Below are 13,909 nucleotides of genomic sequence, written 5' to 3' on the forward strand. Positions count from 1 at the left end.
ACAGAAAAGAAGACATGAAAACACACCACCGCACCACGGCCTTCTTCGGCGTCATCGCCGCGTCCACCCTGCTCCTGTCCGCCTGCGCCGGCACGGATGCCGCGCCGGGCGGCTCCGGCGCCGGCTCGGCCGGCACCGCGGCGGCGGACGCGCAGCCCCGGGTCACCCTCACCTACGACGGCGGCCTCTACGTGCTCAACGGCGACACCCTCGACCTCGAGGCCGACCTGCCCCTGGCCGGATTCAACCGGCTGAACACCGCCGGGGACGGCCGGCACGTGCTGGTCACCACCACCGAGGGATTCCGGGTGCTCGACACCGGTACCTGGACCGACGCGGCAGGCGACGCCCAGACCGCGGACCCGCGGCTCACTGACCTGGTCTTCGAGGCTCCGGCTGCCGGGCACGTGGTCAAGCACGGCGACAAGACCATCCTCTACGCCGACGGCACCGGCGAGACCACCATCTTCGACACCGCCGCGCTGCTGGAGGCCGACGAGCTGCCGGCCACCGAGGTCATTCCGGCCGAAGCTGCCCACCATGGCGTCTCGATCGAGCTCGACGACGGCACCCTGCTCACCACCGTCGGCACCTCTGAGGCCCGCACCGGCATCCGCGTGCTGAACGCCGACCGGGAGGAAATCGCCCGCAACGCCGAGTGCCCGTCGGTGCACGGCGAGGGCGCGGCCGCCGACGAAATCGCCGTGTTCGGCTGCAGCGACGGCGTGCTGGTGTACGACAACGGCATGATCACCAAGATCGCGGCGCCGGATGCCTACGGCCGCACCGGCAACGCCTACGTCTCCGAGACCTCGTCCATTGCGGTCGGCGACTACAACTCCGACCCGGACTCCGAGGGCTACCTGCTGAGCGAGCTGGTGCTCGTCGATACCGTCGCGAAGACCTCCACGGTGATCGACCTTCCCGCCGGCGTGGAGTACACCTGGCGCGGCGTGGCCCGCGGTCCGAACGACGAGGCCCTGATCCTGGCGTCGGACGGTTCGCTGTACGTGCTCGACCCGGAGACCGGCGAACTCGGCGACTCCTACCCGGTGATCGGCGCCTGGGAGAGCCCGGTCGAATGGCAGGATGCGCACCCGGCGCTCACCGTGGTCGGTGGCACCGCCTACGTGACCGAGCCGGCCACCAACTCGCTGCACGCCGTGGACCTGGCCACCGGTGAGGTCATCACCTCGGTGGAGCTGCACGCCACACCGAACGAGATCGCGGTCGTCACCGGCTAAGGCTCGGTGGTGCAGGTCTCAGCCGGTGCAGAACTCAGTCGCTAGCCACCTGGGCGCAGGACTCGTCGGCGGCGGTACGCCCGGTGAGACCGTCCAATGCCTCCGGTGTCGGTGTCGGTGTCGCGGGCGGCGCCGCGGCATCCGGTTCGACAGGCCCCTCCGGGCTCTCGGCCGGCGGTCCGGCGACGAGCGGTTCGTCGGTGGGCGCGGCGGCAGTGAGGGAAAACGGCTCGTCGGCGGCGATCTTGGCGAACATCGTGTCGGCGAGGCCCTGCAGCGGAACAACCTTGCCCGGGTAGTCCGGATCCTCAGTGGTGCCCGGATACTGCACGAAGACCAGCCTGTCCAGGTCGATGTCCGCCAACGCCAGCGCCATCGACACCATGGTGTCGGTGTGGGCGAAGCTCGTGGAGAGGCTGATGTTGCCGGCCGCGGCATTGGCCAAGGCGTACAGCCTGGGCAGGTCGGTGAGGGTGCCGTCGCCCCGCACCGTGCGCATGAGCGAGGCCAAGTAGAGCTGCTGCGACGAGATGCGGGCCAGGTCGCTGCCGTCGCCGACGCCGTGGCGGCTGCGCAGGAAGGCCAGGGCGGTGTCGCCGGACACGATGCTGGTGCCGGCGGGCAGGGAGAGGCCGGCCTTCGGGTCGTCGACGGGTTCGGACAGGCAGACCGGTACGCCGCCGACGGCATCGGTGAGCCGGACGACACCGGCGAAAGACGCCAGCCCCGCGTACGGGATGTCCAGACCGGTGAGTTCTTCAACGGTGTTGACCACGCAGGGCAGGCCGCCGCGGCCCATCGCCTCGTTCACCGGGGCGGCAGCCAACGCGCCGAACGCCTCGCCGGTGGCGGCATCGGTGCACTCCGGATGCGCCACCACGAGGTCCCTGGGAATGCTCACGACCACGGCGTTGGTGTGGTCGGCAGACACATGAACCAGGATGTTCACATCGTTGAGGGTGGTCTCCCGCACGCCGTACGCCGACCCTTGGGCCGAGTCGTTGTCGACGCCGACGATGAGCAGGTTGAAGCCGTTCTCGTAACTGCCGATCCCCGGCGGCGGGGCGGCGTCGGCGCCGTCGATGTCGATCGAGTTGGCGGCCACGGTGCTGCTGAACTGCCAGAGGGCGAACGCGGCCAATGCGGCGCCGCTCACGAGGATCACCGCCAGGCCAAGCGCCACCGCGCTCAGCACCCCCGTCACGGCGTGGGACCTCGTCAGTCGTCCATGCCGGGCAATGCCCGTCGTGTGCGGCAGTTCGGTCACCGGTAGGCCCATCCGTTGCACTGCTCGAGACGGTATCTAGCGCGCTGCTACGCCTCTCGCACGGAGCATAGTCTGGCGAGGGAACCGCAGCCAGAGGGTGTACAAACGGGGCGAAAACGGAGGCGGGGTTAGACGGAAACGTCTCCGCGCCAGCCGCCGGCCTGGTTGGCCGGGTTCTCCACGAAGGTCTTGAACTGCTTGAGGTCCTTGCGGATCACGTGGTCGTCGACGCCGAACACGGCACCGACCTTCTCGAGGAAGCCTTCGGCCTCCCAGTCCAGCTGCACCGTGACGCGGGACGAGGTGTCGCTCAGCCGGTGGAACGTCACCACTCCGGCGTGCTTCTCGTCACCGGAGATGCTCTTCCAGGCGACGCGCTCGTCGGGGTGCTGCTCGGTGATCTCAGCATCGAACTCACGTTCGGCTCCGCCGATCTTCACCTTCCAGTGCGTGTGGGTGTCGTCCTGCTGGGTGATGCTCTCGACGAAGTCGAGGAAGTGCGGGAAAGACTCGAACTGGGTCCACTGGTTGTACGCGGTCCGAACGGGAACGTCTACGTCGATTGTCTCGATTACCTGGGTCACGGGATTCATCCTCTTTTCCTGGAAAACATGTTTCCTTGCGAGCGTGTCCTGTCGCGCCGATGGTGGTTGGCGCTCGGGTCACAGCCGGGCGGACTCGATTGTGCGAAGTGCTGGTCCTCCTAAGACGGATCCGGGCGGCCATTCGTCACGGTGGCGGCCGAATTCGTGGCGAATCCGGCCGCCGGAGGCGAGTTACGCCTTGCCGACCGGGCGGGTCGAGTCCTTCGCGGTGGGCTTCCGGGGCTTCCGGTCCTCCGCGCTGACCATCCAGATGTACTGCTCGAGCTTCAGAATGAAGCCGTTCAGAATATCAGCGCTGGCCGGGTCTTCTTCATCAACGGCCTCGTGAATTTCGCGGATGTTGTCGACAGTTGCGGTCAGCAGCGCCGTGACCAGGCCCACGGTTTCGGTGGTGTCGACTTCGCCGGCGGGGAACTTGGGCAGGTGCGTGGTCTTGGTGACGGTCTCGGTGCGGCCGTCGGGCAGGGCGTCGAGCGCGCGCATCCGCTCGGCCAGCTCATCGGTGAAGATTCGGGCGTCGTCGATGATCTCGTCGAGCTGCAGGTGCAGGTCGCGGAAGTTCTTTCCCACGACGCTCCAGTGCGCCTGCTTGCCCTGGACGTGCAGTTCGATCAGGTCGACCAGGACCGACTGCAGGTTGCTGCCGAGTTCTGCGGATGCCTTCATGGGATTCCCTTCGTCGCCGGCGGGAATGGAATCGGGCCGAATGGTCGACCGGCGCCCCGCCTGTTCTGAGAGCACACACTAGCAGCGGACGCCGACAAAATCGCTACTCGGAACGCTCGCGGTCGCGGCCTGGACTTTCGGGGTTTTTGGGGTGATACCTTCGGCGATCCGTGCGAGAGAACCGCGCCGGTGCGGCTTGCGCTTGGGTTTCGCACTCGGCCAAGATGGAGGCGCCGCCGGTGCCAATATTTTTGGGGTTCGAGCACCGGGCGGCATTCTCTGACTGCCGGCGCACACCGTCCTGCGCTCCGGACCCCAGCATCCGTTGAAAGGCACCACAATGTCCCGAACCACCGCGCGCCTGCGCACCGGCTTGATCATCGCCGCCTTCTCGGTCGGCGCGCTGACACTCTCCGGATGCACCTCGCTCAGCGACCTGTTTCCCCAAGAGGCGGCACGCGATGCCGAGACGCAGGAGATCAGCGAGGCCGGCGAGGCCGACGTGTTCTCGCTCACGGTCGGCGATTGCTTCAACGATCAGGACGCCGACGAGGTCGAGAGCGTCACGGCCATTCCGTGTGCGGATGCGCATGACTACGAGGCCTACTTCGCCTTCGACGTGACCGAAGACGGAGCCTTCCCGGGCGACGACGCCCTCACCCAGATCGCCGAGGACGGCTGTGTCGCCGAGTTCGCCACCTTTGTCGGCAAGTCCTACGAGGAATCCACCCTCCTCTTCAACTACCTTTCCCCCAGCGAGGGCAGCTGGGACAGCGGCGACCGCGAAATTCTCTGCCTCGTCATGGGTGAGGACAAGACCACCGGCTCGCTCGCGGGCACCGGCGTCTAGCCCCTCGCGACCGGGATCACTCCCGGAGGGCGCAGCGCCCACGGGCGGCACGGAGAAAACTCTAAGGTGGCGTGCAGCGCACATGCAGCCCAGAGGGCGTACGGTTACACGTGGAGTTCCCCCACTCCAACGATTGGCCCCGGTGTCCAGCTCCCTTTCCCCCAAAGCGTGAGCGGCACCGGGGCTTTTTTTGCGCCCGGGAGGATGCGCCCGCCGGGCGGGGCCTCAGAGGGCGGGCAGAACCGCGGTTTCCGACTCGCTGTAGCGGATGGTGACTTCCCCGGTCGGGTCCAGCCCGGCCGGCGTCGTGAGCACGTGAGTGCGCAGCTTCATGTCGGCCGTGCAGGCCGGGCCGCCGCTCTGCCCGATCTCGATGCTCAGGGTGCGGCTGTCATCGACGACCATCGACACCGGGTAGCTGGGGCAGCTCGAACTGCCACCGAGGACGATCGCGAACTGATCGCCGTCATCGAGCCAGCCCGCGGTGGGGAACGGTGCCAGCAGGTCGGCCTCGCCATCCGCCGGCGCCGGTGCGGGCGTCGTGATGGCATGCTCGGGCAGCATCCCGTCGTAGGACGACGCGGCGATCGACGCCGAGCAGGCGGCCAGACCGACGACGCAGAACAACCCGACGCCGACCATCCGCACGGTTCTCGGCTGAAGGTTCACGAGGCGGCCGGCGCCTCGGCCCGGCGTTCCATCCAGTGCCCGGGGGCGGCCACAACCTCGAAGCCGAACTTCGCGTAGAGGCCGTGGGCCGTCGAGGTCGCCAGCGCCACCCGCCGCAGGTTCAGGGCGTCGAGCGCCGCCCCGACATTCTCGATCAGCGCCACGCCCACTCCGTTGCCCCGCTCGGCGGGGTCGACGAACACATCGCAGAGCCAGGCGAACGTCACCGAGTCGGTGACCAGGCGCGCGTAGGCCACCTGCCGGCCCGTAACCACCTCGAACATGCCGAAGTTGATGGAGGCGTCGATCGCGGCATCCTGCACCGACCGTGCCCGACCGAGGGCCCAGTACGCCTCCGTGCTCAGCCAGAGGTGGATCCGCTCGCGGTCCATCTCGTCCCGGTCCGCAGAGAACCTGTACTCGTCATCCGTCATGAGGTCACTCAACCGGAACCGGCCGGGCCCCGCAACTCCGCCGCCGGGGCGCGGTGAGCCGCGGCCGTTAGGGGTTCGTTAGGAAACGGCTGGGCGGCGCGGGACGGGTGTTTACTCGGTTCGTGCTCGTGCGGAGCACGGATAACGGCCGGCACGACGGCGGCCGACGAATGGAGAGAATCGCATGCTCGACCTTGTCTACGTGCTCGGCGTGATCGCCGTGTTCGCACTGATCGGCCTTGTCGCCTGGGGGGTGGCGAAGCTGTGATCGTGTTCGACATCGTGGCCGCCGTGCTGGCCGTGGGCGCCATCGGCTACCTGGTCTTCGCCCTGGTGAAACCGGAGCGGTTCTAGTGTCCGTGTGGCTGGGCATCCTGCAGGCCCTCACCCTCGTCGCCGTGATCGGAGGGCTCTACCGCCCGCTCGGCGACTACATGGCCACCATCTACACCTCGCACAAAGACCTCGCGATCGAGCGTGGTTTTTACCGGCTGATCGGGGTGGATGCGCGTGGTCAGCAGACCTGGTCGGCGTACCTGCGCGGCGTGCTCGCCTTCTCCCTGGTGGGGGTGCTGTTCGTCTACACGATCCAGCGCGCCCAGGCCGTACTGCCCTATTCGCTGGGCTTCGACGCCGTGCCGGCAGGCCTCTCGTTCAACACCGCGGTGTCGTTCGTGACCAACACCAACTGGCAGTCGTACTCCCCCGATGTGACCCTGGGCTACACCGTGCAGATTGTCGGCCTGGCCGTGCAGAACTTCGTCTCCTCGGCCGTGGGCCTGGCCGTGGCGATCGCCCTCGTGCGCGGCCTGATGCTGCGCCGCTCCGGCACCATCGGCAACTTCTGGGTGGACCTCACCCGCGGGGTGCTGCGACTGCTGCTGCCGCTCGCGGTGATCGCCGCGATCGTGCTGCTGGCCGGCGGGGTGATCCAGAACTTCACCGGTTTCACGGAGGTGAACACCCTCACCGGCGCCTCCCAGTCGATCCCCGGCGGTCCGGTGGCCTCCCAGGAGGCGATCAAGGAGCTCGGCACCAACGGCGGCGGCTTCTTCAACGCCAACTCGTCGCATCCGTTCGAGAACCCGAGCGGCTGGACCAGCCTGTTCGAGATCGTGCTGATGCTGGCCATCCCGTTCAGCCTGCCGCGCACCTTCGGCACCATGGTCGGCGACAAGAAGCAGGGCTACACGATCCTGGCCACCATGGCCACGATCTTCGTGATCTCACTCACCGCCCTCACACTGTTCGAACTGCGCGCCGCCGGCGCCGCCCCGGCGCTGGCCGGGGGTGCGATGGAGGGCAAGGAGACCCGGTTCGGCATCATCGGTTCCACCCTGTTCGCCACCACGACGACCCTCACCTCCACCGGTGCGGTCAACTCGATGCACGACTCATACACGGCACTGGGCGGCATGATGCCGATGCTCAACATGATGCTCGGCGAGGTCGCCCCCGGTGGCACCGGTTCCGGCCTCTACGGCATGCTCATCCTCGCGGTGATTGCGGTGTTCGTGGCCGGCCTGCTCGTGGGCCGCACCCCGGAGTACCTGGGTAAGAAGATCGGCCCGCGGGAGATCAAGCTGGCCAGTCTGTACATCCTGGTCACGCCCACCCTGGTTCTCGCCGGCACCGCGCTGAGCTTCGCGATCCCGGCGGTGCGAGCGGATGTGGAGGCCACGTCGATCTGGAATCCCGGCCTGCACGGGCTCTCCGAGGTGCTCTACGCCTTCACCTCCGCGGCCAACAACAACGGTTCAGCGTTCGCCGGCCTCACCGCGAACACGCCCTGGTTCAACACCGCTCTGGGCGTGGCCATGGTGCTCGGCCGATTCCTGCCGATGGTATTCGTGCTGGCACTGGCCGGCTCGTTCGCCGCGCAGGACCGGGTGCCGGCCACCGCGGGCACCTTGCCCACCAACCGGCCCCAGTTCGTGGGCCTGCTCCTGGGCGTGACGATCATCATCACCGCTCTCACCTATTTCCCCGTACTCGCGCTGGGTCCCCTGGCGGAAGGGCTGCAGTAAGCCATGACCACACTGATAAACACCCCCGACACCCCCACCACGCCCACCCCGCCGCGTTCGAAACCGAAGAAGGCGATCAGCGCCGGCCAGCTCGTAGCCGCGCTGCCCGGCGCGGCGAAGAAGCTCGACCCGCGCCTGATGTGGCGGAACCCGGTGATGTTCATCGTCGAGATCGGCGCCGTGCTCACCACGGTTCTCGCGGGGTTCGAACCGTTCCTCGGTGGCCCCGGCGAGTCCGGCGGCAGCCCCGTGCCCGGCTCCTTCACCGTGGGCATCGCCTTCTGGCTCTGGCTCACCGTGATCTTCGCCAACCTGGCCGAATCCGTGGCCGAGGGCCGCGGCAAGGCGCAGGCCGACAGCCTGCGGCAGACCCGCACCAGCACCAGCGCCACCCAGGTGCTCCACTACCAGCCCGACACCAACCCCGCCGCAGAGGATGCCCGGGTGCAGACGGTGTCCTCGGCCGACCTCACCCTCGGTGACACCGTGATCGTGGTGGCCGGCGAGCTGGTGCCCGGCGACGGTGACATCGTCTGGGGTATCGCCTCCATCGACGAATCCGCGATCACCGGCGAATCCGCCCCCGTCGTGCGGGAGTCCGGTGGCGACCGCAGCGCCGTCACAGGCGGCACCCGGGTGCTCTCCGACCGGATCGTGGTGCGCATCACGAGCAAGCCCGGCGAGACCTTCGTGGACCGCATGATCGCCCTCGTCGAGGGCGCGGCCCGGCAGAAGACCCCCAACGAGATGGCGCTGAACATCCTGCTGGCCGCCCTGTCGATCGTGTTCCTGGTGGTGGTGCTCACCCTCAACCCGATCGCGAGCTACTCCGCCGCCACCGTGAGCCTGCCCGTGCTCATCGCCCTGCTGGTCTGCCTGATCCCCACCACGATCGGCGCCCTGCTCTCGGCGATCGGCATCGCCGGCATGGACCGGCTGGTGCAGCGGAACGTGCTGGCCATGTCGGGCCGGGCCGTCGAGGCCGCCGGCGATGTCACCATCCTGCTGCTCGACAAGACCGGTACCATCACCTACGGCAACCGGCAGGCCCGCGAGTTCGCGCCGCTGACCGGGGTGACCGAGGCCGAGCTGGTGCGGGCCGCAGCGCTCTCCTCGCTGAGCGACCCCACCCCGGAGGGCAAATCGATCGTGGACCTGGCCGCCGAGCGGGGCTTCCACCGGCCGGACAGCCTGGCCGGCGACATCGTGCCGTTCACCGCGCAGACCCGCATGAGCGGCATCGATTTCGCCGGCGGGCAGATCCGCAAGGGCGCCGGCTCCGCCGTGCTGGCCTGGGTGGCCGAGGCCGGCCCGGTGCCGGAGACCGTGCTGGCCGAGCTGACCGCGGAGGTGGAACGCATCTCCCGGCTGGGCGGCACCCCGCTCGTGGTCGCCACCGGCGCATTGGAATCCGCCGCACCCGGCGAGCGCACCGTGCTCGGTGTGGTCTACCTCAAGGACATCGTGAAGGAGGGCATCAAGGAACGCTTCGATGAGCTCCGCTCGATGGGCATCCGCACCATCATGGTCACCGGCGACAACGCCCTCACTGCCACCACCATTGCGGCCGAGGCCGGCGTGGACGACTTCCTGGCCGAGGCCACCCCGGAGGATAAGCTCGCGCTGATCCGCCGGGAACAGGAGGGTGGCAACCTCGTGGCGATGACCGGCGACGGCACCAACGACGCGCCCGCCCTGGCCCAGGCCGACGTGGGCGTGGCGATGAACACCGGCACCTCCGCCGCGAAGGAGGCCGGCAACATGGTTGACCTCGACTCCGACCCCACCAAGCTGATCGACATCGTGCGGATCGGCAAGCAGCTGTTGATCACCCGCGGGGCGCTCACCACCTTCTCGATCGCCAACGACCTCGCCAAGTACTTCGCGATCATCCCGGCCATGTTCGCCGGGGTGTTCCCCGGCCTGGCCGTGCTGAACATCATGCAGCTGAGCTCCCCCGCGTCGGCGATCCTGTCGGCGATCATCTTCAACGCCATCATCATCGTGGTACTGATTCCGCTGGCACTCCGCGGCGTGACCTACCGGGCGGCGAGCGCGTCGAGCGTCCTCGGCCGCAACCTGCTGATCTACGGGCTCGGCGGAGTGATCGCGCCGTTTGTGGGCATCAAACTCATCGACCTCGTCGTGTCGCTGCTGCCGGGGTTCTGATCAACGTGACCCCGCACCCGTCGTTCTCACTGTCCCACCTATCGAAACGGATTCCCCTCTCATGAGCGCCTCCCGTCCCCGCACCGGCCCCCTGGCCCGGCCATATTGGGTGGCCCTCCGGGCCATGCTCGTCTTCACCGTCGTGCTCGGCGTGGCCTACCCGCTGGCCATCACCCTGGTCGGCCAGCTGGCACTGCCCGCGCAGGCCAATGGTTCGTTGGTCACCACCGCAGATGGTGTCGTCGGCTCCAGCCTGATCGGTCAGTCCTTCACGGACGCCGACGGCGCGGTCCTGCCCGAATGGTTCCAGTCCCGCCCCTCCGCGGCCGGCGACGGCTACGACGCGAGCGCGTCCGGCGGCAGCAACTGGGGACCGGAGAACCCCGACCTGATCCAGGCGATCGGCGACCGGCAGGCCGCCATCGAAGACCTCGACGGGGCGACGACCGACGAGATCCCCGCGGATGCCGTCACCGCCTCCGCCTCGGGCCTCGATCCGCACATCAGCCCGGCCTACGCCCTGCTGCAGGTGCCGCGCGTGGCCGCGGCCCGCGACCTGCCAGAGACCGAGGTGCGCGCGCTCGTCGAGTCGGTCGAACGGGCCCGTGACCTTAGGTTTCTCGGCGAACCGACCGTGAATGTGCTCAACTTGAACCTCGAGCTCGCCACGCTCGATTTCGGCAAGTGAGGTAACCCATGAAACGCGGTCGACTGCGCGTGCTGCTCGGCGCCGCCCCCGGCGTCGGCAAGACCTACAGCATGCTCGAAGAAGGCCGCCGACTGCAGGGCGAGGGTAAGGACGTGGTCGTCGCGGTCGTGGAAACCCACGGCCGCGCGGCCACCGCACTCATGGCCGAGGGCTTGGAGGTAGTGCCGCGGATGCTCGTGCGGCACCGCGGCATCGAGCTGAGCGATCTCGACCTGGCCGCCGTGCTCGCCCGCCGGCCCGAGATCGCCCTGGTAGACGAGCTCGCGCACACCAACGCCCCCGGCTCGGTGCACACGAAGCGCTACCAGGACGTGGAGGCACTGCTGGCGGCGGGCATCGACGTGATCTCGACAGTCAACATCCAGCACATCGAGTCTCTCAACGACGTCGTGCAGCAGATCACCGGGGTGCCTCAGCGCGAGACGCTGCCGGATGCGGTGCTGCGCGCCGCCGACCAGGTGGAGGTCATCGACCTGGCCCCGCAGGCGCTGCGCGACCGGCTGGCCGAGGGCAATGTCTACCCGGCGGCCCGCATCGACGCGGCCCTGTCGAACTACTTTCGGCTCGGTAACCTCACGGCGCTCCGTGAACTGGCGTTGCTCTGGCTGGCCGACGAGGTCGACACGGCGCTGCAGAGCTACCGGTCCGAGCACGGCATCTCGAACAAGTGGGAGGCCCGGGAACGCGTGGTCGTGGCGCTCACCGGCGGGCCGGAGGGCGACACCCTCATCCGCCGGGGCGCCCGCATCGCGGCCCGCTCGGCCGGCGGTGAGCTGATCGCCGCGCACGTGATCAGCCAGGACGGCCTGGCCACGCCGCATCCGGGAGCGCTGGCGGCCCAACGGGTGCTGGTGGAGGAGCTCGGCGGCAGCTATCACCAGGTGGTCGGCGACGATATCCCCCGCGCGCTTGTCGAGTTCGCCCGCGCCGCCAACGCCACCCAGCTTGTGATCGGCGTCAGCCGCCGCAACCGGCTCACCGCGGCACTGTCCGGGCCGGGCATCGGCAGCACCATCACCCGCGAATCCGGCGACATCGACGTACACATCGTCACCCACTCCGCTGCAGGCGGCAAATTCGCGCTCCCCAGGCTCGGCGGTTCGCTCACCGTGCGGCGCCGGCTGGCCGGCTTCGCCCTAGCCCTGATCGGCGGGCCGCTGCTGACCTGGCTGCTCGTCAGCTTCCGCAGCGAGGAGTCCATCACCAGCGACGTGCTCAGCTACCAGCTGCTCGTGGTGGTGGTCGCGCTCGTCGGCGGGCTCTGGCCGGCCTTGTTCGCGGCGTTGTTGTCCGGCCTCACCCTGGACTACTTCCTGGTGCAGCCGCTGTACACGGTCACCGTGGCCGAGCCGCTGCACCTGTTCGCGCTCTCGCTCTATCTCGTCAACGCCCTACTGGTGAGCTACGTCGTGGACCAGGCGGCCCGGCGCACCCGCACGGCCCGGCGGGCAGCGGCCGAATCCGAGCTGCTGGCCACCGTGGCCGGCAGTGTGCTGCGCGGGGAGGACGCCCTGCAGGCGTTGGTCACCCGCACCCGCGAGGCGTTCGGCCTCGATCGGGTGCGGCTGCTCGTCGGCGGCGCGGTGCTGGTCGAGGCCAGCGGGACGGATGCGGCGGATGGCGCGGATGCGGCTTCGGCTTCGGGCGTTTCGGCGGCCGCTCCCGCGACAACGGCCACGACCGTGCCCATCGGCACCCGGGCCAGCCTGGAGCTGTACGGACCCGACCTCGCGGCCTCCGAACGCCGACTGCTCAGCGTGATCGCAAGCCAGATCGACGCCGCCCTCGAGCACCGCGACCTCGCCCAGACGGCCAGTGAGATCGGCCCGCTCGAGGAAGCCGACCGCATGCGCAGCGCCCTGCTCGCCGCCGTCGGCCACGACCTGCGCCGGCCCCTCGCCGCCGCGACCACGGCCATCAGCGGACTGCGGGCCACCGACATCACCCTTCCCGAGAGCGACCGCACCGAGCTGCTGGCCACGGCCGGTGAAAGCCTGGACACCCTCGCCTCGCTCGTGACCAACCTGCTCGACGTGAGCCGGTTGCAAGCCGGCGCGTTGGCCGTGGCGCTGGGGCCCGTCGACCTCGCCGACGTGGTGCTGCCTGCCCTCGACGAGCTCGGCCTCGGTCCGGACACCGTGCAGCTCGACCTGCCGGGCGAGACCGCGCCGGTGCTCGCAGATCCCGGCCTGCTGCAACGCGCGGTGGTGAACCTGCTCACCAACGCCATCCGCTTCTCACCGGCCGGCACACCCGCCCGGGTGTCGGCCAGCCGGTTCGCCGACACCGTGCAGCTGCGGATCATGGACCAAGGACCCGGCATCCCGGCCGACCGGCGGGGCGACGTGTTCGTGCCGTTCCAGCGGCTCGGCGACACCGACAACGCCACCGGCCTCGGTCTGGGCCTGGCGCTGTCGAAGGGGTTCGTCGAGGGCATGGGCGGCACCCTCGAGGCCGACGACACCCCCGGCGGCGGGCTCACCATGGTGATCACGCTGCCGGCCGTGGTATCCACCGCAGCCCCTGCCAGCGACGAGGTCAGCCCATGAGAATCCTGATCGCCGACGACGACCCGCAGATCCTGCGGGCCCTGCGCATCACCCTCGGCGCCCGCGGTTACGAGATCATCACCGCCCACGACGGCGTCACCGCGCTGGCGGCGGTCGTGGAGTACCACCCCGATCTGCTGATGCTCGACCTCGGCATGCCCACCCTCGACGGCCTCGCCGTGATCGACTCGGTGAGGGCGTGGAACAGCGTGCCGATCCTGGTGGTGAGCGGCCGCAGCGGCGCCTCCGACAAGGTGGAGGCGCTAGACCGGGGCGCCGACGACTACGTCACCAAACCGTTCTCGATCGACGAGCTGCTGGCCCGCATCCGCGCCCTCACCCGCAGAATGCCAACCAGCGGCGACGAACCGGTGGTCACCTTCGGTAACATCACCGTGGACCTGCCGGCCAAGTCCATCGTGCGCGCCACGGCCGGCGGACTCGAACACGTGCGGCTGACCCCAACCGAGTGGCAGATCCTGGAACTGCTGCTGCGCACTCCGGGCAAACTGGTGAGCCGGCAATCGCTCTACGCCGAGGTCTGGGGCCAGCACAAGATGACCGACACCGGCTACCTGCGGCTCTACCTGGCTCAGCTGCGTAAGAAGCTCGAGGCCGACCCGTCCCGGCCCCGCTACCTGCTCACCGAGGCCGGCATGGGTTACCGCTTCGCGCCCGACCCGCCCTCCGGCGCCTGAGCCGGGCCGATGCCGAGCGGAT

Annotated in this window: 13 protein-coding genes; 8 read left to right on the top strand and 5 right to left on the bottom strand. The window is 69.0% G+C overall.

The genetic code is table 11. The features are described from left to right. The first annotated feature begins 14 nt into the window (after positions 1-14). Positions 15-1,244, top strand: coding sequence for a zinc metallochaperone AztD (aztD, locus tag CXY76_RS11175; protein ID WP_104164448.1), 1,230 nt, complete (start codon positions 15-17; stop codon positions 1,242-1,244). A gap of 34 nt (positions 1,245-1,278) precedes the next feature. On the opposite strand, the gene CXY76_RS11180 is transcribed toward aztD, so the two are convergent. The 3 genes from CXY76_RS11180 to CXY76_RS11190 form a co-directional block, all read right to left on the bottom strand. Further along, positions 1,279-2,448: an LCP family protein gene (locus CXY76_RS11180; RefSeq protein ID WP_233199714.1), complete on the bottom strand. Its 1,170-nt coding sequence runs from the start codon at positions 2,446-2,448 to the stop codon at positions 1,279-1,281. A 191-nt stretch (positions 2,449-2,639) separates the two neighbouring features. Then, positions 2,640-3,095 (bottom strand): SRPBCC family protein, encoded by a 456-nt coding sequence (locus tag CXY76_RS11185; RefSeq protein WP_104164571.1) that lies wholly within the window; start codon positions 3,093-3,095, stop codon positions 2,640-2,642. A gap of 192 nt (positions 3,096-3,287) precedes the next feature. After that, on the bottom strand, positions 3,288-3,782 hold the full coding sequence (locus tag CXY76_RS11190; protein ID WP_088457703.1) for a Dps family protein: 495 nt from the start codon (positions 3,780-3,782) through the stop codon (positions 3,288-3,290). 340 nt (positions 3,783-4,122) lie between these two features. Here CXY76_RS11190 and CXY76_RS11195 point away from each other — a divergent pair, with 340 nt between their 5' ends. Beyond that, positions 4,123-4,632, top strand: a complete 510-nt coding sequence (locus tag CXY76_RS11195; protein WP_104164451.1) for a septum formation family protein — start codon at positions 4,123-4,125, stop codon at positions 4,630-4,632. A 225-nt stretch (positions 4,633-4,857) separates the two neighbouring features. Here the strand turns inward: CXY76_RS11195 and CXY76_RS11200 are convergent, their stop codons facing one another. Together CXY76_RS11200 and CXY76_RS11205 are read right to left on the bottom strand one after the other, a co-directional pair. Continuing rightward, positions 4,858-5,301, bottom strand: coding sequence for a hypothetical protein (locus tag CXY76_RS11200; protein WP_104164453.1), 444 nt, complete (start codon positions 5,299-5,301; stop codon positions 4,858-4,860). Further along, positions 5,298-5,735 (bottom strand): GNAT family N-acetyltransferase, encoded by a 438-nt coding sequence (locus CXY76_RS11205; protein WP_104164455.1) that lies wholly within the window; start codon positions 5,733-5,735, stop codon positions 5,298-5,300. The genes CXY76_RS11200 and CXY76_RS11205 overlap by 4 nt, the downstream gene beginning before the upstream one ends. 264 nt (positions 5,736-5,999) lie before the next feature. Here CXY76_RS11205 and kdpF point away from each other — a divergent pair, with 264 nt between their 5' ends. From kdpF to CXY76_RS11235, 6 genes are all read left to right on the top strand, one after another. Continuing rightward, complete coding sequence (gene kdpF / locus CXY76_RS11210; RefSeq protein WP_103430925.1) at positions 6,000-6,089, top strand: K(+)-transporting ATPase subunit F; 90 nt, start codon at positions 6,000-6,002, stop codon at positions 6,087-6,089. Then, positions 6,089-7,762: a potassium-transporting ATPase subunit KdpA gene (gene kdpA / locus CXY76_RS11215; protein WP_104164457.1), complete on the top strand. Its 1,674-nt coding sequence runs from the start codon at positions 6,089-6,091 to the stop codon at positions 7,760-7,762. The genes kdpF and kdpA overlap by 1 nt, the downstream gene beginning before the upstream one ends. 3 nt (positions 7,763-7,765) lie before the next feature. Beyond that, on the top strand, positions 7,766-9,931 hold the full coding sequence (gene kdpB / locus CXY76_RS11220) for a potassium-transporting ATPase subunit KdpB (protein WP_104164459.1): 2,166 nt from the start codon (positions 7,766-7,768) through the stop codon (positions 9,929-9,931). Positions 9,932-9,992: 61 nt separating this feature from the next. Then, complete coding sequence (gene kdpC, locus CXY76_RS11225; protein WP_104164461.1) at positions 9,993-10,619, top strand: potassium-transporting ATPase subunit KdpC; 627 nt, start codon at positions 9,993-9,995, stop codon at positions 10,617-10,619. An 8-nt stretch (positions 10,620-10,627) separates the two neighbouring features. After that, the gene (locus CXY76_RS11230) at positions 10,628-13,189 is read left to right on the top strand and encodes an ATP-binding protein (RefSeq protein WP_104164463.1); all 2,562 of its coding nucleotides are present in this window, start codon (positions 10,628-10,630) and stop codon (positions 13,187-13,189) included. Further along, positions 13,186-13,887 (top strand): response regulator, encoded by a 702-nt coding sequence (locus CXY76_RS11235; RefSeq protein WP_104164465.1) that lies wholly within the window; start codon positions 13,186-13,188, stop codon positions 13,885-13,887. The genes CXY76_RS11230 and CXY76_RS11235 overlap by 4 nt, the downstream gene beginning before the upstream one ends. Positions 13,888-13,909: the final 22 nt, after the last annotated feature.

Source organism: Cryobacterium sp. N22 (assembly GCF_002929555.1).
In the GTDB taxonomy this organism is placed as follows: domain Bacteria; phylum Actinomycetota; class Actinomycetes; order Actinomycetales; family Microbacteriaceae; genus Cryobacterium.

Bases quoted from the DNA above. Each gene is read 5' to 3' on its own strand.
- aztD (WP_104164448.1), top strand. From the start codon at position 15: ATGAAAACACACCACCGCACCACGGCCTTCTTCGGCGTCATCGCCGCG.
- CXY76_RS11190 (WP_088457703.1), bottom strand. From the start codon at position 3,782: ATGAAGGCATCCGCAGAACTCGGCAGCAACCTGCAGTCGGTCCTGGTC.
- CXY76_RS11195 (WP_104164451.1), top strand. From the start codon at position 4,123: ATGTCCCGAACCACCGCGCGCCTGCGCACCGGCTTGATCATCGCCGCC.
- CXY76_RS11205 (WP_104164455.1), bottom strand. From the start codon at position 5,735: ATGACGGATGACGAGTACAGGTTCTCTGCGGACCGGGACGAGATGGAC.
- kdpB (WP_104164459.1), top strand. From the start codon at position 7,766: ATGACCACACTGATAAACACCCCCGACACCCCCACCACGCCCACCCCG.
- kdpC (WP_104164461.1), top strand. From the start codon at position 9,993: ATGAGCGCCTCCCGTCCCCGCACCGGCCCCCTGGCCCGGCCATATTGG.
- CXY76_RS11230 (WP_104164463.1), top strand. From the start codon at position 10,628: ATGAAACGCGGTCGACTGCGCGTGCTGCTCGGCGCCGCCCCCGGCGTC.
- CXY76_RS11235 (WP_104164465.1), top strand. From the start codon at position 13,186: ATGAGAATCCTGATCGCCGACGACGACCCGCAGATCCTGCGGGCCCTG.